A 20276-nucleotide genomic window follows, 5' to 3' on the forward strand; every position below is an offset into this window, starting at 1 on the left:
TGTGGGCGATGGGGGCGGGTTCATCGGGCTTGACTCTCCCGCCTCGCACCCGTGCTGTCTACGCGGGCTTCAGCGGGTTGACGGGCTGGGTGGGCGTGTCAAGGAGGGGGGCGTGAATACGTACGCTCGCGCAGCTGCGCCAGCTGCTGGCCCAGCGTGTCGATCACCGCGTGGCATTGCGCCAGCGTCTGCGGCTTGGCGGGCAGGTCTTCGGGGGCGGGCGATGGGGGCGGGTTCATCGGGCCTGACTCTCCGGCCTCGCGCCCGTGCTGTCTACGCGGGCTTCAGCGGGTTGACGGGCTGGGTGGGTGTGTCAAGGAGGGGGGCGTGAATACGTACCGGTCAACAACTCGCCGCGCTCGCCCCATTCCAGCACCGTGGTGCGCCCCGAGCATTCCGTGAACCGCCGCACCTGCTCGTGCGCAGATTTCTACAGGTCTGATTATTTAATGCAACAAGGGATATGCCTACCTATGTAAAAATTATCCTCATGATTAAATATGCAGTAATTCGTTCTTGGAGAGAATGCGATTGCAGTCTCGTCGGAGTAGAGTAGTATACTGTTCCATTCTTGAATAAAAAGTCTCGCTGGTATTATGCATGCTGATGTTGAGTAAAAAAATAGCATCAGACTTTCAGGGGATTCTGCTTTTCTAAGAAATTCGGAAAATATTTTTCGCCCCGACTCCGAATCTGAAAAATCAACGCGACAGCTTTCCACTCCTTGAAAATTTTCACGTCCATACTCCATCAAATGGCGTATCTCTTTGGACACATAAAAATCCCACAAATATTGACTCACCTCCTTATCAAAGAATACAATTTCCTTTTTTTTGTATGCTTCAATAAGTGCATCTGACCCATCTATGCGCCAGACTTCAGAATTAATGCATTCAGAAAAAAACATGCCCTGCTCCGCCGGATGATTTTCCACTTGACCAATCCTTCCATTTAATGTGAGGCAAGTCATTTTCTGGCGCATTGATTGTATGAGATTCATCTGGGTGCACCTCATATCCTCGCTTGTATGACGAGCCGGATGAATTATATGGGTCAACGTCAGACCCTACTCGCTGAATCCCCTTGCGGCCTTGCATAGTTAATGCTTCCGCATCTGCTCTGGTAGCCGTCCTAAAGTTTGATTTTCCACCTTTTTCGATCGATGCCTGCGCTTGTTTCCAAAGTTTAGTGCCAGGCTTTATAATTGGGAGGTTGGATGCCTTCCCTACATCTTCTCCTGTAATGCCACAAGTTATCCACCCCCAAGGATCCACCCAAGAAACCGGATTAGGCGCATACTGATAGAGATTTAACCCACCCGCGAGTCCAATCGGATCCTGACTGATGAACCGCCCACAATCCGGATCGTAATACCGGAACGTGTTGTAGTGAAGCCCGGACTCCGAGTCGGCATATTGCCCCTGGAAGCGCAGCGGCTGCTCATCGAGCTTGGGCCGGGCGTAACGGTCTGAATCTGCATCGGGTGTTTCCTGAAGAGCGAGGTTGCCCCAGGTCTGATAACGCCCACGCCAGTGGATGCGGCCTTCCTTGTCGGTGAGCTCCTCGGGCGCGCCGCTGATATTGTTGTGGAACCAGTACAGACGCGGCGGCGCCGGGGTGTTATCGGGGATGTAGCGCAACTCGTCGAACGAGGGCGTGTCGATACGTGCCAGCGGCGCGTAGCTGCCGGGCTCGTAGACCAGCGTGGTGATGCGCCGAGCGTGCTGCTCCTGCAGCAGGCGCAGCCCCTCCCAGACGAAGTGGGTACTGCCGAAACTGTGGTGCTTGGCGATGCGCCGGCCGAGCGCGTCGTACTCGAAGCGCACGGTCTGCAGCGTGCCGTTGCGCCGGGTGGCGACCTCGACGAGCTGGTGTTCAGCGTTCCATTTCAAGGATTGCTCGGTGTGGCGGCCGACGCGCTTGTGCGTCAGGCGGCCGTGCAAGTCGTACTCGTAGCGCTGGTCCCGGTAGGTCAGGAGGCGGTTGTGGCGCACGTAGCCGCGACTTTGGCCGTTGACCGAGGCGGTGACACCGCCGCTGGGGTTGGACGCGGCGTCCCAGTCGAACTGCTCGCGCCAGTCGGGGTGGAAGGCATCGGGCGGTGGATTCGGAGCCGCGTAGCCCACGTCAGGCAGTGCGCCGATGGGCTCGTTGACGCTGAGGGTGATGCGCCCGAGCGCGTCGTAGCGCAGATGTTGTTCGCCCTGCACCGCGTCGCGCCGCTCGGCCAGTTCACCTCGGTCGTCCCAGCGGTAGCCTTTGCTCATCGGTGTCCACGGCGCCAGCGGGCGCGCCAGGCTCGCCCAGCGATCAGCAGCGGTCTGCAAGTGCGGCTCGCCCGAGACGCACATCTGCCAGGTGGGCCGGCCCAGCGCGTCACGGCTCCACAGCGTGCGCAGATTGCCCTGCGTGCGGTGCACTTCGCGATGCAGCGCATCGCGCTCGATGTCGCTGATCACCCGGCCGTCGAGGTTGATCTGGTGCAGATGGCCCGAGCCATAGTGCAGATAGTTCAGCGTCGGACCAGGGGTTTCGGCATCTGGCCCGGGTAGGGTGGTGGCCGTGCGCACGCCAAGCGCGTCGTGCTGGTGCCGGATGACGCTGCGGCGCGGTATGCGCTTGGGGGCGTCGTCGCTGTCGAGGCGTGTGGATAGCTGCTGCGGCCAGTGCGCGGCGTGCTCTTCGGCCAGATGCCCGTAAGCGTCGTAGATGAACTGGTGCTCGTCCCACAAAGGCGGCTCGGCCTCTGGGCGCACCGGGTCGGGTGCAGCCCAGCGCTGCACGCGGGTGAGCCGATCCGCCTTGTCGTAGCCATAGCGACTCAGGCTGTGGCCCGTGTGCTTGACCAGCAGCCGCCCGATCACATCGCGCTCCAGCCTGATGACCAGCGGCTCGACACTACCCGCCCCCTGCGTCACCGCCACAGGCCAGCCCTGAGCGTCGAGCCGGTATTCGGTGCGCAGCCCATCGCAGCCGACTTGCCCGATCAGTCGACCCAGCGCGTCCTGCTCGAACCAGGTGACCTGCCCGGCCGCGTCGCGCAGAGTTTGCAATTCACCCAGCGCGTTGTAGTCGTACTCCACCGCCTGGCCCAGTGGATCGACCTGCCGCATCAATTGACCCAGCGGGTTATAGGCATACCGGCGCTGATCACCGTTGGACTGGCCCTGCGGGTTCGCGCTCACGCTGGCCAGCAACTGTCCGGCCTCGCTCCACCGCCAGTGCTGCTCGCTGCCATCGGGTAATCGTGCCATCAGCGGCTGGCCCAGCGCGTCGCATCGCCATTGCGTCACCCGCCCGGCCGCGTCCCGCTCAGTCAGCAACTCGCCGCGCTCGCCCCATTCCATCGTCGTGCTGTGCCCCGAACAGTCCATGAAGCGCCGCACCTGCCCGTGCGAGGTGTACGCCTGGAACTGCGTGCCCCCACGCACATCGGTGTGCGCCACCACCTGCCCGTGCTCATCATGGACCCAGCGCTCCACCAACTCTGGCGGAGCAGCCTCCGACGGTGCCGGCTGGTAGGTCGCCGACAGCAGGTTGCCCACCTCGTCATAGGTCCACTGCTGGGTGCTGCCGTCCGGCGAGGTGCGCGACAGCGGACGGTCCAACTGCTCGTGCCACTGCGTGTGCGTGCACCGGCCCAGCGGGTCTCGCACAGTGCTCAGGTTGCCCCGCTCGTCGTACTCGAACGTGCAGTCCGCCCCGCCCGGCGCATGCAGGGCCAGCAGTTGGCGTTGTTCGGGGTGCCACGCGAGTTCGGTCTGCTGGTCCAGTGCGTCGGCGTAGCGCTGCACCCGCAGGTCGGCGTCCCACCACCATTGCTCGCTGCGCGGCCCGGCGAGGCCAGCGCCCCGGGTCTCGGCGCGGGCGTGCCCCGCCGCCACGTCCACGGTCAACTCGACCTGTTCACCCAAGCTGGTCTGCCAGCCCGTCACCCGCCAATGCCCCGGCTGGTCCGACAGGTGCGCCTGATTCACCTGGTTGGCCTGCGCCACCTGCTCGAAATGCGACCACTGGTAGCGCACCTCCAGGCCACTGCTCAGGCGCTGGAAGTTCATCCACCCTTGCGCGGTATAGCCGAACTGCCGGGTGAGCTGGTTCAGGGCATCGCGCACCTCGCTCAACTGTCCCTGCGCGGTGTAGGCGTAGCTCGCCAGCAGCAAGGGCTCGCCGGTGTGGCCCGCCGGGCGGAAGGTCACGCGCTCGGGCCGCACCGGATGAGCCGCGCTGTAGTGGAAGTCCACCTGCTGGCCGCAGTTGGTCGTCAACCGTACGAGCCGGCCCCGGTCATCCCGGCGTAGGAAGTGGCGCTGGGTATTGGGGTCTTCCACGCACTGCAGCGCCAGAACCTGGGTACCCGGGTCGACAGGAACGCCGAAGTCCAGCACCAGCCCATCGTCCCTCATCAGCAGATGGTGACCGCTATCGAGGTGGGCGTAGGTCAGGCCCTCCTGGGCCAGGTGGTGGCGCTGCCCTGGCGCCAGATCTGGCAGCGGCAGCCAGCGGCCCTGCTCGTCCAGCAGCGCGTGAACGGCCAAGTCATCGTCCTCGCCCAGCACGTCCGGGCGGTGCAGGAACAATCGGGTATCCCAGAGCGTGCTCCACCCCAGGCCGAACAGCCCTTCGATCGCATTGGCCGCGTTGTAGCGACGCATCCCGTAGACAGGCATGCGCGCAGGCACCACGAAGTCCAGGTCATCATCGCCCGTCAGCACCTTGTTGCCGCTGGGGATGTGGACAGGGTATCCCTTGTTGCCACTCAGCGCTCGGCCCACGGCGCCCGCCACTGCGTGAACACCCATGTCCGCCGCCATCCCGATCGCCATGTTGGAGCCCAAGCAGATCACTTTCTTCAGCAGCGGCCCACGCCCTCGCATGGCCTGGCACACCGCAATCGCGAAGCCCCCCCACTTGGCCACGAAGCCCAGCCAGCTAGGCATCTCCGATGTGACGGCCCGAACGGTGACCTGACCGCCTCCGATCGCCACGTTGCCCCGGCGACCAGGCAGGACGCTGAGCACGGCGTCGCACGTGGTCTTGTCCCCGGCACGCGCGGCAGGCTGACCGTTGATGAACACATTGCCCGAGCCCTGTGCAATGAACTGGTCCGGCTTGGGCGGATGGTCCTGACAGGCGACCTTGTCCTGGTCCACCGGTGCAAACCCGGGCGTGGGCGGCGTGGCTTCGGCACTGAACAACGACAACACGGCATCGACGGCCGCCGCCCACCACGTTGCGGGCAGCAGCGGCGGTGGTGATGCCGCCCCCGCCTTGCCGGCGGCTCGGGCGGCCTTCTTGCTGTTGATCTTGACGTTCGGCGATCCGGTCGCGATCACCCCCTTGGGTACCCCGGGGAAGAATTTGTCGATCGCCGACATGATGGGTGCGGCGATCACGTCTTGCAGGCTGTGGCCCGTCAACGCCTCTGACGCTGCGTCGGCCGCCGTGCCGATGACGGCCGCGACCACCGCCCCCACCACCACGGCACCCAAGCCGCCGCTGCCGACGATGAAGACGGCGGCTGCCCCAATAGCCAGACCCGTGAGCAGGCCCGCCCCGATGGTCGTGGCGACCTTCAGCACCATGGCCACTGGAGGGGTGTGGCGAATTTCGTCATCAATGCAGGCCGCAGCAGGCAGGCCCATGACAGTTCCTCCGTGATTGTTCTTATGGGTGCCGTTGATGCAGTTCGGGGTGCTGCAGCCTGTCTGCGATGGATCGACTCAACACATGGGCATGGCCGGATCCAGATCCTCGAGCATCTCAGTCCAGAACTGACGATGCCCGGACCTCAGCGGGGTACTGCTGCTGAGCGTGAACACCAGCACCTGGGGTGCGGCCGCAAGCCGCAACATGCACTGCAACTGGTAGAAGTTTTGTCCGCCTTGCGAGAAGCTGCTCTCCACTGTGCACAGTGGCTGCAGACCGCCTGGCCGGTCTTGCTGCTGACGCCGAATGATCTTGAACTGCTTGGTCTGGCGGGTGAGCAGAGCCAACTGTCGGTCAAAGCATTGCGGAATGGTTTCTTCACCGACAAGGACATCGCGGTTCACCACGATCTGAAACGGAGCCTGGGTTTCTGGTTCCAGGTAGGTCAGCACATTGACGCTGCGGTCTTGAACGGGCGGGGGCAATTGGAGCTGAGCTTCTTGGATTTGATACATGGCGATCAGGGGTTGATGTCCACCTGTTGGGGTCCGTTGACAACGATGTTTCCGTCCGTGATCGTGATGGAACTGGCCCCGACTTGCAGCACGATGGAGGTCTTGGCAGTCAGGAAAATGGAATGCGCAGCCGACGTGACGGCGATATTTCCGTCCACCGACGTGATGCTCGTGTTGCCGTGAATCGTTTCGGCCGAGCCCCCTTCCGTCACTGTGAGCGTGCGCTGTTTCTTGATGGTTTCGGTGTGGGTGCCGCCCACGGTTTCACTGCGACTGGCCCCGATCGAGGTGGTTTCGTTACTCCCTACCGACTTGCTGCGATGGACGCCCACAGAGTGGCTCTCGTTCTTCTCCACCTCAGTGCGCAGATCACGCTCGGCGTGCAGCCATACCTCTTCCGCGCCCTTCTTGTCCTCGAACCGGATCGCGTTGGCGTTGGCGTAGCCGCCGCCCTTCGATGAGCGCGTCAGGATCCCGCTCTGCGTCATGTTCGCCGGCAGGTCCCACGGCGGCATCTGCTCGGCGTTGTAGACCCGCCCGGTGATCAGCGGCTGGTCCGGGTCGCCTTCGAGAAAGCTCACCACCACCTCCTGGCCGATGCGCGGGATGTGGATGGCGCCGAAGTTCTTTCCCGCCCACGGGTGCGAGACGCGGATCCAGCAGGAACTCTTCTCGTTCTTCCTGCCGTAGCGGTCCCAGTGGAACTGCACCTTGACGCGGCCGTACTTGTCGGTGTGGATCTCCTCGCCGGCCGGGCCGACGACGACTGCGGTCTGCGGGCCCTGCACGAAGGGCTTCGGGGTCAGGCGCGGCGGGCGGAACTGCTGGGCATGCGGGATGACCTCGATCTGGCTGCTCAGCTCGGTGCCGCCGGTGCTGCCGGATTCGTAGGCATCGAGGTGCAGCCGGGTGCGGATCGCGGTGACGAGGTAGTCGGTGTTCTGGTCGTCGCGCGGATGGCGCTCGAGCGTGAAGCGGCAGCCCTCGGCAAGCGACTGCGCGCTGGTCGTGCCTCGGGCGCCGGCATGGCGGGCTTGCTGCTCGTCGAGAAGGTTGTCGGCGTACTGCTCGCCGTCGCCGGTCACCCGGTAGAGCCCGGGATAGTCGAAGCGCTCGAGGTCGGCCTGCTCGTGGCTGCGACCGCGCTCCCGGCTGACCCTCAGGCTGGCCGACGGGCGCTCGAAGTCGTAGTCGGTCAGCGCGATGCGCCCGGTGCGCACGCCGTGGCTGAAGCTCCAGTCCCACAGGCAGTCGACGTCCGGCGGCGCCTGGCCCGGCACGTCGTAATAGGCGATGCGCTCGGCCCCGGGCGCCGGATCATGCGCCCCGGCCGCATCGACCAGCACCAGGGTCGCGCCGCCGGCGTCATGCTGGAAGAACCAGCTGATGCCCTCCTGCTCGAGCAGCCGGGCGATGAAGTCGAAGTCGCTCTCGCGGTACTGCACGCAGTAGCCCCGCGGGGCATAGCTGCGGAAGAGCCTGAAATCCGTCTTCGCCACCGCATGGTCGGCCAGCACCTGCCTGACGATGTCCGGCACCGAGAGGTCCTGGAAGATGCGGCAGTCGCTGGTTCGGGTCAGGAACCAGGGCCAGGGCCGCACCGTCATGTCGTAGCCGTAGTGCCGCCCGCTCGGCTTGCCCAGCCCGAAGCGGATGCAGTGCCCGCTCCAGTGCCGCAGGCTGCCATCGCGCAGCACCAGTTCCACCCGCACCGGCTGCCCGAGCAGATCGTCAGGCGCCAGATCCGGCTTCAGGCTCAGCAGATGCAGCCGCATCTCCCCGATGCGCCCCAGCCCCGCCTCGACGCTCATCGACTCGAAGAGCAGATCGGCGGGGGGCAGCGGGCAGTGGAAGACGATCGGCGGCGCCATGGTCAGTCCATCGTCGAGCAGCGCGCGGGGGGCGTAAAGCGACGAAAGTCACTTCACATGACAGGGCCGAGCCGTCTCAATCCATGAATTCGCTCCAGTGGTGGGCGCGCTCCGCATAGTGTCTGGCCGAGGACACATTGCCTTGTTGCTCGAAACGCTCGCTGGCCTGCCGGGCCGCATCGGCTGCCACCTGGAACGCCCGAACGTGCGTCTCCCGGTCGTCTGTCGACACCACCTGGCCCTCGCGGAACTCGCCGGCAATAACACCCTGTCCAGGTCGCTCGATCACCCCGATCGTCATCCGGCCCTGGCGGACCTCGCCGTAGAACACCCAAACCGCAGTACGGGACTCGGCAACATAGCCCCTCATGACACCCAGCCCCTGGGCCCGCCCGTCGCGACAGCCACCCTCCCATTTGATGATCCGCCCGGTCCAGCCTGACGGCATCTCGTGGCGACAGGTCGCCGGCCCAGCCCAGGCAGCTGTCCCTGCCGCGTGCACAGACAGTGCGATCGCACCAAACAGGACGATGGCAATCAACCCACGCACAGAGGACAAGGACATGACGTCAGACCCGGTTGCGGTTTCAAACAATCTGCTGTGACCAGCTGTCGATGAGCGATCGACTGGCTTCGAAGTGCATGCCGTCCTCGCGCGAGAACGTCACACCCCAGTACCAACCGTGGCGGTTGAAGATAGGCGCGATCAGCGTCAGACCATACTGCACCAGACCGTCCCGATAATCATCCAGCTCACCGTTAATCTTCACGTCGATGGCCGTTCCCCAGGAATGGTTAGAAATGGCGGTCGTCGATCCGCGAACATACCGGCAGCACAGCATGCCGGCCGTACCGAGCCCGGCATGAATGTCGGGCTGCAACGTTCGTATCTCCTCGACAACCGTTCGCAGGTTCTGCAACGCGGGAACCAGTCCGGTGACACGTAGCGGACCGACCATCTCGGTACGGATGTTGCGTTTGAGCCTCGGATCCGTGACAGGCTGGCAATCGACCCCGTACTGGCTGCGAGGCTGCCCCAGCTTCTGCACCATGTAAGCATTGTTGGCCGCCACCAGTCCGTTGTTGACCGAATTCCGTGGCGGCAGTGCCACCAGCCGGGTCAGGCTGCCGCCGTCCCGGGTAGGTGCCGGTCGCTTCTCCTGCAAGTGGCGCCACGTCGTGCCACCGGGATCGACCCGACCATCCGGCACCGACAGGAATCCCTGCTGGAAGGTCCGGATCGCCGCGCGCGTCCGATCACCACAAATGCCGTCAACCAGCCCAACGCGATAACCGCGTCTCAGCAGCAGCCGCTGCACAAGGGCGACGTCCGCCGCGCGGTTGGTCGCCTGGAACCCGACAGAGGCCAAGAGAGTTTCTTGTGACATGGTTATCTCCCCAGATTGCCCGATCAATCAAATGCGTAGATGAAATCCCCACCCTGCACACCCAGGCGCACGCACGACAGCGCCTGCCCCTGCGCCAGCCGCGTCAGATACTCCACCGACACCCTCGGCAGCACCGTGTTGGTCAGGATCGCGTCGATGACACGGCCGCCCGACTCGGCCTCGGTGCAGCGCGAGACGACCAGGCGGACGACCGACTCGTCGTACTCGAAGGGAATGCCGTGGTTGTCCCGCACCCGGCGGGCGATGCGGCCGAGCTGCAGCCGCACGATCTCGGCGAGCATCGCGTCCGACAGCGGGTAGTAGGGAATCGTCACCAGACGCCCGAGCAGGGCCGCCGGGAAGACCTTCAGCAGCGGCTCGCGCAGCGCCTGCGCGATCGCCTCGGGCTCGGGCGTCAGCTCCGGGTCGCAGCACAGGCCCATGATCAGGTCGCTGCCGACGTTGCTGGTCAGCAGGATGATGGTGTTGCGGAAGTCGATGTCGCGCCCTTCCCCGTCCTCCATCCAGCCCTTGTCGAAGACCTGGAAGAACAGCTCGTGCACGTCCGGGTGCGCCTTCTCGACCTCGTCGAGCAGCACGACGCTGTAGGGGCGCCGCCGCACCGCCTCGGTCAGCACGCCGCCCTCGCCGTAGCCGACATAGCCCGGCGGCGCGCCCTTGAGCGTGGAGACGGTGTGCGCCTCCTGGAACTCGCTCATGTTGATGGTGATGACGTTCTGCTCGCCGCCGTAGAGCGCCTCGGCCAGCGCCAGCGCCGTCTCGGTCTTGCCGACGCCCGAGGTGCCGGCCAGCAGGAAGACGCCGATCGGCTTGTTCGGGTTGTCCAGCCGCGCGCGCGAGGTCTGGATGCGCCGGGCGATCATGTCCAGCGCGTGCTTCTGGCCGATGACGCGCCGGTTGAGCGTGTCGGCCAGCGCCAGCACCGCCTGCACCTCGTTGCGGACCATGCGGCCGACGGGAATGCCGGTCCAGTCCTGCACTACCGCGGCCACCGCCTGCTCGTCGACGGTGGGCAGGATCAGCGGTGCGTCGCCCTGCAGCTGCGTCAGCTCGGCCTGCAGTGCCTGCAGCTCGGCGACCGCGTCGGCGCGCTCGGCCTCGGTCGGCGGCGCGACGGGGGCGGCGCCGTCCGGCGCTCCGGCCGGATCGCCGGGCTGCGCGCGCAGCCGCGCCCGCAGCGCCAGCACCCGGTCGACCAGCGCCTTCTCCTGGCCGAAGCGCTCGCCCAGCTCGGCCTGGCGCGCCTGCTCGGCCTCGATCGCCGCGGCCAGGCGGGTGCGGCGGGCGCTCACGTCGATGCCGATCGCCGCCTCGCGCTCGACGATGTCCCGCTCGACCTGCAGCGCCTCCAGCCGGCGCCGGCTGTCCTCCAGCGCCGGCGGCGTGGCGTGCTGGCTGACCGCGACGCGCGCGCAGGCGGTGTCGAGCAGGCTGACCGCCTTGTCCGGCAGCTGGCGCGCCGGGATGTAGCGGTGCGAGAGCTTGACCGCCGCCTCGATCGCCTCGTCGAGCAGCACGACGCGGTGGTGGTGCTCCAGCACGGTGGCCACGCCGCGCAGCATGTGGACCGCCTTCGCCTCGTCCGGCTCGGGCACCTGCACGACCTGGAAGCGCCGCGTCAGCGCCGGATCCTTCTCGATGTGCTTCTTGTACTCGGCCCAGGTGGTGGCGGCGATGGTGCGCAGCTTGCCGCGCGCCAGCGCCGGTTTCAGCAGGTTGGCCGCATCGCCGGTGCCGGCCGCGCCGCCGGCGCCGATCAGCGTGTGCGCCTCGTCGATGAACAGGATGATCGGCTTGGGCGAGGCCTGGACCTCGTCGATCACCGCGCGCAGCCGGCTCTCGAACTCGCCCTTCATGCTGGCGCCGGCCTGCAGCAGGCCGATGTCGAGCGCCATCAGGTCCACGTCGCGCAGCTGCGGCGGCACGTCGCCCTGCACCAGCCGCTGCGCGAAGCCCTCGACCACCGCGGTCTTGCCCACGCCCGCCTCGCCGGTCAGGATCGGGTTGTTCTGGCGCCGGCGCATCAGGATGTCGACGATCTGGCGGATCTCCTCGTCGCGGCCGGTGACCGGATCGAGCTCGCCGGCGCGCGCCTTGTCGGTCAGGCTGACGGCGAACTTCTTCAGCGCCTCCTGCTTGCCCATCGCCGCCGGGGCGATCGCGCCGCTGGCCTCGCCGGGCACAGCCTCGGGCGTGTCGATGGCGCTGGCGGCCTCCTCGGGCGAGCCGGCGACGATCTGCGCCAGCTCGGCGCCGAGGCGGTTGACGTCGACGCGGTCGAACTGCCGGCTGATCGACTGCAGCCGCCGCGCCAGCCGCTCGGTCTTGAGCAGGCCGAACAGCAGGTGGCCGGTGCGCACCCGCGTGGCGCCGAACTTCAGCGAGGCATAGACCCAGGCGCGCTCGACCGCGTCGCCGACCGCCTCCTCGATGTCGGAAATGGTGCTGGCGCCCCGCGGCAGGCGCTCGAGCGCGCTGCCCAGGTCCGAGGCCAGCCGCCCGGCGTCCACCTGGAAATGGCGCAGGATGCGGTGCAGGTCGCTGTCGGGCAGGTTCAGCAGCTGCGAGAACCAGTGCTCCAGCATCACATGCGGATTGCCGCGCAGCTTGCAGAACACGGTCGCGCCCTCGATGGCCTTGTAGGCCAGCGGGTCGAGCTTGCCGAACAGCGCGGCACGGCTGATCTCAGACATGGACAGGATCTCCCGGAGAGAGGCGTCGATCGGAAGAGAGGCGCAGGTCGGCGCGGTCCGGATGGGGGCCGCGCCGGCCCAGCCAGGTGCTCAGCCCGAGCCGGCCGCCGCGCCCGGTCAGCCGCAGCGGCGGCACCTCGGCGCCGCGCAGCGCCGGGCGGATTTCCCAGCGCAGCGACGGCCCGACGAAGCAGGCGACCAGGTCATGCAGCGCACGCAGCGCCGGCGTGCCGGGCAGGAAGCGCTCGTAGTCGGCCCAGCCCAGCGGACCCAGGTGGACGCGGAACCGGTACTGCCGATCCCAGACCCGGCTGCCGGCGACGACATCGACGCCGAGCCGGTTGCGCGAGCCGGCGCCGGCCAGCGGACGCAGCCGGGTGCGGTCCTGCGGGTGCAGCGTCATCCAGTGCCCGGCATGCGACTCGATGCGCACCGGCAGGCCGAAGTGCGCGGCGATCATCTTGCGCAGGCCCTCGGCATGGCGCGGCCCGTGCAGCAGGTGCCCGAGCAGATGCCGGCGCAGATCGTCGGGCAGGCTGTCGCCCGAGGGCGTGCCGGGCGGCGCCAACCCGCCGAGCGCGCCCGCCTGGCGCGCGAAGACATCCTCGCCCGGCCGGTCGCGCTGCACCGTCGGCTGGGCCTGGGCCCAGGCGCGGAAGAACAGCAGCAGCGCGCGGTGATGGAAGATGTCGGCGAAGCGTGCCGGCGCGCTGTCGCCAGCCTGGTGCTCGCGCTCGCGCACGAACTCGGTCAGGTGCAGCGGCATCGGCCCCATCGGTCCGAACAGGCCGAAGAAGCGCACGCCCAGCCGCGGCACGCCGGTGATCTCGCTCATCCGCCACGACGACAGCGCCGCCGGCGCGAAGTCGAGCTCGACATCCTGACCCAGCCGCAGCGGCTCGCCCGCCGGCCGCAGCGCGGTGCCCAGCGGCGGCAGATCGGCCCGCTCGGCCTGGATGCGGCGCAGCAGCGCAAAGAAGTCGTGCGACCAGGGCTGCAGCGCCGGATCGGGATCGGGATCGGGCTTCACAGCAGCGCTCCGGTGCCGCAGCGCGGCGGCCAGGCCATGATCTCGCCGCGGCGCGAGGACAGGAGCCGGGTCGTCACGAAGCTGTTGATCGCCGCATGGCGCGCCAGGTAGCGCTCGAGCACGCTGCCGAACAGGAAGGCGCTGCCGCCCTGGAAGGCGCTGTCGTCGACCTCGAGCACGACCTCCGCGCCGCTGCCGAAGGTCAGCGGCCCGGCCTGCGGCAGCCGGCGGGTGACGGTGCGGGCCTGCACGCCCAGCAGCCCGTCGACCCAGCGCTGCCAGCCGGCCTCGCCGTCGGGGCCGAACAGGCGCAGCAGCGCGCGCAGCGTCGCCGCGGCCCGGGCCGGGTCCTCGCCGGCCAGCGACAGATGGTTCAGTGCCAGCAGCCGCACCAGCGACCAGCCCTCCTCGCCGCGCGGCAGGCGCTGCACCGGCCGGGTCGGCCCGCGCAGCGTCTCGATGCGGCGCACCGGCCCCGGCGTGTCGAGCGACCACAGCCCGGTGATGCCGCCCCCGCTCCCGGCGCCGGGCAGCAGCAGCGGCAGATCGCGGTTGCTGACCCAGGCCCGCACCGAGAGCTGGCGCAGGTCCTGCGCATACGGCGCCTGGGCCGCGTCGACCAGCGACAGGAAGCATTCGGTGCCGATCCAGGCGCTGCGCGTGCCCTGGCTGCGCTGGCGCTCGGAGAGCTGACGCGGCTCGCGCCGCACGGTGTACCAGGCCTCGTGGCGCCCCTCCAGCGCATGCGGCACCGCATAGAGCGGCAGGAAGAGCTGCTGCGACTGCGCGCCGGTGCCGTGGCCGATCACCTCGTCGAGGGTGTGGACCTCGAAGTCCAGCGGCCGGGTGCGGTCCGGCACGACCGGATGCTCCCAGCGCGAGGGCAGCAGCGCGATGCGGTCGAGCCGCTTCGGGAACAGGTTGATCGCCGGCGTGCAGCCCAGCGCCAGCGCCTGGCGGTCGACCAGCGGCTCCAGCCCCGGATCGGCACGCGCCGACAGGATGAACAGCTCGGCCTCCTGGCCCTCGACCGCCGCGAGGCGCTCGCGCAGCTGCTCGACCGCGAAGAACAGCAGCCGCTGCGGCATCGCGGCGAACTCCTGCAGCAGCCGGTGGCCGGAGAAGCCGCGCAGCGTCTCGGGCAGCAGCGCCTCGTCGTCGTCGAAGCCCTGCGGCCGCACCGAGCCGGCATCGCGCCAGCCGCGGCGCGGGTCCTGGCCGGCCGGCGGCGCCACCCAGCTGCCCAGCACCGGACCGCAGACCCGTTCGTGCAGCCGCAGCGCCGTCTCGTCGGGCGCACAGACATGGAAGCTCAGGCGCTCGATCGGCAGATCGCGCAGCGCCGGGCCGTGGCTGCGCAGCCGGATGCGCAGGCCGCCGCGCACCGGCCGGTCGAGCGGCAGCCGGTGCAGCGGCAGGTCGGCCGCGTGGCTGAAGCAGCGCACCTCGACGATCTCCAGCGGCCACAGCTGCACCTCGTGCGCGGTGCGGAACTCGCAGCGGGTCGCCTGGCCGCGCACCTCCTCGCTCAGCAATGCGCTGCCGCGCGGCACCACCGGTCCGGCCGCCAGCGCCGGATCGAGCAGGTCGGGCAGCATGCGCACGATCGCCATGCTCGGCACCGGCGCGACAAAGCCCGGCTGCACCACCTCCAGCAGGTGCTGCACGAAGCGCGGGTACTCCGTGTCGACATGCAGCTGGACCCGCGCGGCCAGGAAGGCGAAGCCCTCGAGCAGCCGCTCGACATACGGATCGGCGACCTCCAGGCCGCTCATCGTCAGCCGCCCGGCGATCTTCGGATAGGCCCGCGCGAACTCGCTGCCGACCTCGCGCAGATGGGCCAGCTCCTCGTTGTAGCGGCGCAGCAGGCCCGGATCCATCAGGGCCTCCCGGGCGGCAGCGCGCTGCGCGTGCTCTCGCGCACCTCGATCTGGCCGGCCTCCAGATCCATGCGGGTGCGCAGCAGCAGCTCCAGCGGCACCGGCTGCGCCCACAGGTGGCCGCGGATCTCGAACTCGATGATGTTGTGCGTCTCCAGCACCGAGGCCGCCTCGAGCGCACGCACCGTCAGCGTCTCCTCGACCAGCCGCGGCTCGAAGCGCAGCAGCGCCTGGCGCAGCGTGCGCTCCATCAGCGGCACATCGATGCGCGAGGCCAGCTGCCCGGCCAGCGGCGGCAGCCCGAAGTTCAGCACCGACTGCACCAGCCACGGATAGCTGCGCCTGTGCGTCTCGTCGAGCAGACAGGTGGCGTTGAGCAGCCAGCCCAGGTCGCGCAGCACCGCGCGGCGCAGCTGCTTGTCGCCGACGACACGCCTGTCGACCGCATCATGCGGCTGCTGCGGCGCGTCATCGACCAGCCGGTCGAGCAGCGCCGGCTGCAGCCGGTCGGCCGCCCGCTCCAGGCCGGATCGGTCAGCGGGAAGCATCGCCACGGCCCTCGTCCCCCCGCTCGCCCTCGCCTTCGCGCTCGCCTGCCGGCGCATCGATCACGATCTCGCGCACCTCCAGCAGGCCGCGCTCCTCGGCCTCGGTGCAGAGCAGGCGCTGGCCCAGGCCGCGGAACTGGTCGGACTGGTGCTGCGGCGCCAGCGCGATCCAGTCGGTGCGACGCGCCAGCCGCCGCGCATCGCGCAGCGCGGCCGGATCGCCGCCCTCGCCCTCGCCCTCGCTGTCCGCATCCGCATCGGGCGCGTAGCGCACCGGCAGCAGCGCGACCGTCTCGCCGCCGGACACGAAGGTCAGCCGCGCCGGCAGCCACACCAGATCGCGCAGGTCCTCGGGCGCGTCGATCTCGATCCGGCGCAGCGCCTGCAGCGGCAGCCAGCCGTAGCGGCCGCGCATCATCACCTCCAGCACCGGCCCCAGGCGCGAATCGGCGTCGGCCAGCCACGTGAAGGGCCGGCCGTCGAGCGTGCCGCTGCAGGCCGGCGCCTGCTCGAGCGCCCGGGCGCGCAGGACGGCCGCGACCGCCGCGTCGCCACGGCCGTCGGCCGCCAGCGCCTCGGCCAGCAGACCGATCCAGGCCGGCGGCTCGCCGAAGACCAGCGGCGTGGTGCGACCGCTCATCACCGCCTCGCGCACCTGCTCGGCCTGCAGCGCCTCGCGGCAGGTCGCCACCATCGCCAGCGCGCCGGCATCGAGCTCGCCGCACAGCACCAGCTGCTGCGCCGCACGCGGCCACTGGCGCAGCAGCACCAGCAGCTGGAACAGGAAGATGCGCAGCCGGGCATCGGCCGGCTGGCGGCGCACCTGCTGCTGCAGGCTCGCGAGCGCGCCGGCCAGATCGCCGGCGGCGACCCGGCGCGCCGCGTCCTCGGCCGCGGCCGGGGCCTCAGACCTCGTCGGTGAAGACATGACTGGCTCCGCGCTGGCCGCTGCGCTGCTGCGGCAGGTACTCGAGCTCGACCTTCGTGAAGGCCACGGTGACGCTCTCGCTCACGTCGCCGTCGCTGCCGGTGTCGAGCACGACCGAGGTGATGCGCGCGCCCTTGAGCGTCAGCCGCAGGAAGTCCTGCTGGCCCTCGCCGGCCTTGCGCATCGTCAGCTTCAGCTCCTTGACCTCGTCGTTGGTCGCCAGCGCGCTCAGCAGTCCGGTGCTGGCGGTGTCGGCGCCCTTGACGAAGCTGAGCTCGCGGTAGGAGCGCCGCGCGGTGGCCTGCACCGAGCCCATCGCGGTCTGCGCCGACACGCCCCAGGACCAGCCGCGCACCGTGATGTCGTCCTCGTGCCCGGGCGCGATGCATTCGCCCTTGAGCTTGCCGGCGCGGCGGGTCTGCAGATGGACATAGGTGTCCGTGGCGGCCATGGCGACCTCAGCGCGTCTCGGTGGTCGCGAGGTTCCAGCCGAACTTGACCTCGCCGCTCAGGCCGCCCTTGTCGTCCTGCGCCTTGTAGGAGAACTCGATGTCCTTGTAGGTCATCGAGACCGACTCGGTGATGTCGCCGCCCTGCGAGCCCGAGGGCGCGATGTGGTTGATCAGCACCTCCTTCATCGTCACCTTGAAGTAGTCCTTCTGGCCCTCGCCGGACTTGCGCGCGGTCAGCACGACGCTGGCGAAGTGCTTGCCCTGCGCGCAGTGCTTGGCCAGCACCGGCGAGGACTTGTCGTAGAGGTGCACGAACTGGAAGGGATGGCCCTCGCCCTTGCCCTTGCCGGAGCCGCCCCCCGCCAGCGCGCTGGCATTGGCTGCGCCCCAGCTCCACGACAGCACCTCGATCTGGCCCTTGTGGTCCTTGTGGGTGGCCTCGCCGTCGACGCCGTCGAACTTGATGTGGGTATCGGTGGACATGACTTGCTTCCTCTGGCTGCGTGGGTGTGGAGGGATGCGGGGGCCGGGCCCCGGGGGTCGGGTTGGGGGTGGACCTCAGGCTCAGGCCTGCTTCTGCGCCGGCAGCTTGGAGACCAGGCGCAGCGACACCGTCAGCCCCTCGAGCTGGTAGTGCGGGCGCAGGAAGAACTTGGAGGTGTAGTAGCCGGGATTGCCCGGAATCTCCTCGACGACGACCTGGGCGGCGGCCAGCGGCTTCTCGGCCTTGGTGTGCTCGGAGGAGTTGGCCGGATCGCCGTCGACGTAGTTCATGATCCAGTCGTTGAGCCAGCGCTCCATCTCGTGGCGCTCCTTGAAGGCGCCGACCTTGTCGCGGACCATGCACTTCAGGTAGTGCGCGAAGCGGCAGGTCGCGAACAGGTAGGGCAGCCGCGCGGCGAGGTTGGCGTTGGCGGTGGCGTCCGGGTCGTCGTACTCGGCCGGCTTCTGCAGCGACTGCGCGCCGATGAAGGCGGCGAAGTCGGAGTTCTTGCGGTGCACCAGCGGCATCAGGCCGTTCTTGGCCAGCTCCGCCTCGCGCCGGTCGCTGATGGCGATCTCGGTCGGGCACTTCATGTCGACGCCGCCGTCGTCGCTCGGGAAGGTGTGCGTCGGCAGGCCCTCGACCGCGCCGCCGGACTCCACGCCGCGAATGCGCGAGCACCAGCCGTAGAGCTTGAACGAGCGGTTGATGTTGGTCGCCATCGCGTAGGCGGCGCTGGCCCAGGCGTACTTGCCGTGGTCGGCGCCGTCGGTGTCCTCCTCGAAGTCGAAGTCGTCGACCGGATTGGTGCGCGCGCCGTAGGGCTGGCGGGCCAGGAAGCGCGGCATCGCCATGCCGATGTAGCGCGCGTCGTCCGACTCGCGCAGCGAGCGCCAGCCGGCGTACTGCGGCGTCGAGAAGATCTTGGTCAGGTCGCGCGGATTGGCCAGCTCCTGCCAGGAATCCATCTGCAGCAGCGACGGCGCCGGCGCGGTGATGAAGGGTGCGTGGGCCGCGGCCGAGATCTTCGCGATCTCGCCGAGCAGCTCGACGTCGGGCGGCGAGTGGTCGAAGGTGTAGTCGCCGACCAGGCAGCCGTAGGGATGGCCGCCGAGCTGGCCGTACTCCTCCTCGTAGATGCGCTTGAAGATCGGGCTCTGGTCCCAGGCCGTGCCCTTGTAGCGCTTGAGCGTCTTGTGCAGATCCGTCTTCGAGACGTTCATGACGCGGATCTTCAGCATCTCGTCGGTCTCGGTGTTGTTGACGAGATGGTGCAGTCCGCGCCAGGCGCTCTCGAGCTTCTGGAAGTCGGCGTGGTGCAGGATCTGGTTGATCTGCGCGCTCAGCCGGTGGTCGATCTCGGCGATCATCGCGCCGATCGAGCGCATGACGTCGTCGCCGACCAGCGCGGTCTGCGCCAGCGCCTGCTGCGCCAGCGTCTGCACCGCCTGCTCGACCTCGGAGCGCAGGTCGTCGCTGCGCGGACGGAACTCGCGCTCGAGCAGCGCGGCGAAGTCGTCGCCCTGGAAGTCGACGCCGGCAAAGGCCGGAGCGGCGGTCTGGGTCTGTGCGTCGGCCATCGGGCCCTCCTGTGCGTGGATCGGGGTCAGCGAAGCGGCTGCGGCCTCATTCCGCCGCGGGGCGCGGCGCCGCGGCCAGCGACTGCAGCAGCGCCGGGTCCTTGATGACCCGGGCGATCAGCTCCTCGGCGCCGGTCTTTCCGTCCATGTAGGTGATCAGGTTGGCGAGCTGCTGGCGCGCGGCCAGCAGCTGCGACAGGCTGTCGACCCGGCGCGCGATCGCGCCCGGGGTGAAGTCGTCCATGCTCTCGAAGCTCAGGTCGATCGACAGATTGCCCTCGCCGGTCAGCGTGTTGGGCACCTGGAAGGCGACCCGCGGCTTCATCGCCTTCATGCGCGCATCGAAGTTGTCGACGTCGATGTCGACGAACTTGCGCTCGGCCACCGGCGCGAGCGGCTCGGCCGGCTTGCCCGAGAGGTCGGCGAGCACGCCCATCACGAAGGGCAGCTGCATCTTCTTCTCGGCGCCGTAGAGCTCGACGTCGTACTCGATCTGCACGCGCGGCGCGCGGTTGCGGGCGATGAACTTCTGGCTGCTGGTGGACATGGCGATCGGGCTCCAGGAAGGCGGGGAAGGAACGGAGGGCCGGAGGGCGTGCGCGGCGGGGCCGCGCTCAGCCGCCGCCGGTGGCCTCCTCGTAGGACAGGCCGGCGATGCGCTCGACCGACTCGATGCCGTCGGAGGCGAGGTCCTTGACGATCTCGAAGAAGCTCTTGCCCATCAGGCGCTGGGCGCGGCGGATCAGCAGCGGCGCCGGATGCGAGGGCTCGTTGCGCTCGAGCCAGTCGCAGACCCGCTCGAGCTGGCGCAGCGCCTCGTCGCGGCTGGTGATCGTGCCCGGCGGCGGCGCCGGCACCGCGACCATCGCCGCGGCAACCGGTACGGCCGCATCCACCGACGCCGACGGGGGAGCCGCGCCGGCCTGCGGCGCCACCGCCCCCGGAACGACACCCGCCAGATCGACCGTGGCGGCCAGCGCCTGCAGCAGCGGCCGCAGCAGCTTGAATTCGGGAGCCTGCGCGGCGGCATGACGCTGCAGCGTGACGATCAAGGGCTCGAGCTGCTGCGGCAAGGTCGACAGATCGGCCAGCAGGCCCGGCTGCGCCGCCTCGGCCGCGCTGGCGCATGTGGCCCGCCTGCCGGTGCTGCTGCTGCCCGGCGACGTCTTCGTCAGCCGCCTGCCCGACCCGGTGCTGCAGCAGGTCGAGAGCTTCGAGCAGGGCGACCTCAGCGCCA

General features: G+C 68.5%; 17 protein-coding genes. 1 reads left to right on the forward strand and 16 read right to left on the reverse strand.

Annotation, left to right across the window (positions count from 1 at the left end; all coding sequences use genetic code 11):
• Window positions 1–98 precede the first annotated feature (98 nt).
• The 16 genes from HZU84_RS18865 to HZU84_RS18940 form a co-directional block, all read right to left on the reverse strand.
• The gene (locus tag HZU84_RS18865; protein ID WP_180693075.1) at window positions 99–239 is read right to left on the reverse strand and encodes a hypothetical protein; all 141 of its coding nucleotides are present in this window, start codon (window positions 237–239) and stop codon (window positions 99–101) included.
• Between the two features lie 654 nt (window positions 240–893).
• The gene (locus HZU84_RS18870) at window positions 894–5645 is read right to left on the reverse strand and encodes an RHS repeat-associated core domain-containing protein (protein WP_149502777.1); all 4752 of its coding nucleotides are present in this window, start codon (window positions 5643–5645) and stop codon (window positions 894–896) included.
• A 78-nt stretch (window positions 5646–5723) separates the two neighbouring features.
• Entirely contained in the window at window positions 5724–6164 is a 441-nt protein-coding gene (locus HZU84_RS18875) for a DcrB-related protein (protein ID WP_149502776.1), read from the reverse strand.
• Window positions 6165–6169: 5 nt separating this feature from the next.
• On the reverse strand, window positions 6170–8035 hold the full coding sequence (locus HZU84_RS18880; protein ID WP_149502775.1) for a type VI secretion system Vgr family protein: 1866 nt from the start codon (window positions 8033–8035) through the stop codon (window positions 6170–6172).
• A 76-nt stretch (window positions 8036–8111) separates the two neighbouring features.
• On the reverse strand, window positions 8112–8600 hold the full coding sequence (locus tag HZU84_RS18885; protein ID WP_149502774.1) for a hypothetical protein: 489 nt from the start codon (window positions 8598–8600) through the stop codon (window positions 8112–8114).
• Between the two features lie 22 nt (window positions 8601–8622).
• A complete protein-coding gene (locus HZU84_RS18890) occupies window positions 8623–9423 on the reverse strand; it encodes a M15 family metallopeptidase (protein WP_149502773.1) in 801 nt (266 codons plus the stop codon).
• Window positions 9424–9446: 23 nt separating this feature from the next.
• Window positions 9447–12137 carry a type VI secretion system ATPase TssH gene (gene tssH / locus HZU84_RS18895; RefSeq protein ID WP_149502772.1) on the reverse strand — a complete coding sequence of 897 codons (2691 nt, stop codon included), beginning with the start codon at window positions 12135–12137 and terminating at the stop codon, window positions 9447–9449.
• Window positions 12130–13167, reverse strand: a complete 1038-nt coding sequence (tssG, locus tag HZU84_RS18900) for a type VI secretion system baseplate subunit TssG (protein WP_180693076.1) — start codon at window positions 13165–13167, stop codon at window positions 12130–12132. The genes tssH and tssG overlap by 8 nt, the downstream gene beginning before the upstream one ends.
• Entirely contained in the window at window positions 13164–15047 is a 1884-nt protein-coding gene (tssF, locus tag HZU84_RS18905; RefSeq protein ID WP_149502771.1) for a type VI secretion system baseplate subunit TssF, read from the reverse strand. The genes tssG and tssF overlap by 4 nt, the downstream gene beginning before the upstream one ends.
• On the reverse strand, window positions 15047–15595 hold the full coding sequence (tssE, locus tag HZU84_RS18910; RefSeq protein WP_149502770.1) for a type VI secretion system baseplate subunit TssE: 549 nt from the start codon (window positions 15593–15595) through the stop codon (window positions 15047–15049). Before tssE ends, tssF begins: the two co-directional genes overlap by 1 nt.
• Window positions 15582–16523, reverse strand: a complete 942-nt coding sequence (locus tag HZU84_RS18915; protein ID WP_149502769.1) for a type VI secretion system accessory protein TagJ — start codon at window positions 16521–16523, stop codon at window positions 15582–15584. Before HZU84_RS18915 ends, tssE begins: the two co-directional genes overlap by 14 nt.
• Window positions 16501–16974, reverse strand: coding sequence for an Hcp family type VI secretion system effector (locus HZU84_RS18920; protein WP_149502768.1), 474 nt, complete (start codon window positions 16972–16974; stop codon window positions 16501–16503). Before HZU84_RS18920 ends, HZU84_RS18915 begins: the two co-directional genes overlap by 23 nt.
• A 7-nt stretch (window positions 16975–16981) precedes the next feature.
• Window positions 16982–17458, reverse strand: a complete 477-nt coding sequence (locus HZU84_RS18925) for an Hcp family type VI secretion system effector (RefSeq protein WP_149502767.1) — start codon at window positions 17456–17458, stop codon at window positions 16982–16984.
• An 81-nt stretch (window positions 17459–17539) separates the two neighbouring features.
• Entirely contained in the window at window positions 17540–19039 is a 1500-nt protein-coding gene (gene tssC, locus HZU84_RS18930; RefSeq protein ID WP_149502766.1) for a type VI secretion system contractile sheath large subunit, read from the reverse strand.
• A gap of 46 nt (window positions 19040–19085) precedes the next feature.
• A complete protein-coding gene (tssB, locus tag HZU84_RS18935) occupies window positions 19086–19592 on the reverse strand; it encodes a type VI secretion system contractile sheath small subunit (protein WP_149502765.1) in 507 nt (168 codons plus the stop codon).
• Window positions 19593–19653: 61 nt separating this feature from the next.
• On the reverse strand, window positions 19654–20091 hold the full coding sequence (locus HZU84_RS18940; RefSeq protein ID WP_180693077.1) for a type VI secretion system protein TssA: 438 nt from the start codon (window positions 20089–20091) through the stop codon (window positions 19654–19656).
• Between HZU84_RS18940 and HZU84_RS18945 the strand changes: the two genes are divergently transcribed.
• Window positions 20081–20276: hypothetical protein (locus HZU84_RS18945; RefSeq protein ID WP_180693074.1), on the forward strand; the 196-nt coding region annotated here is incomplete at its 3' end. The genes HZU84_RS18940 and HZU84_RS18945 overlap by 11 nt on opposite strands.

This window comes from Sphaerotilus sulfidivorans (assembly GCF_013426975.1).
GTDB lineage: Bacteria > Pseudomonadota > Gammaproteobacteria > Burkholderiales > Burkholderiaceae_C > Sphaerotilus > Sphaerotilus sulfidivorans.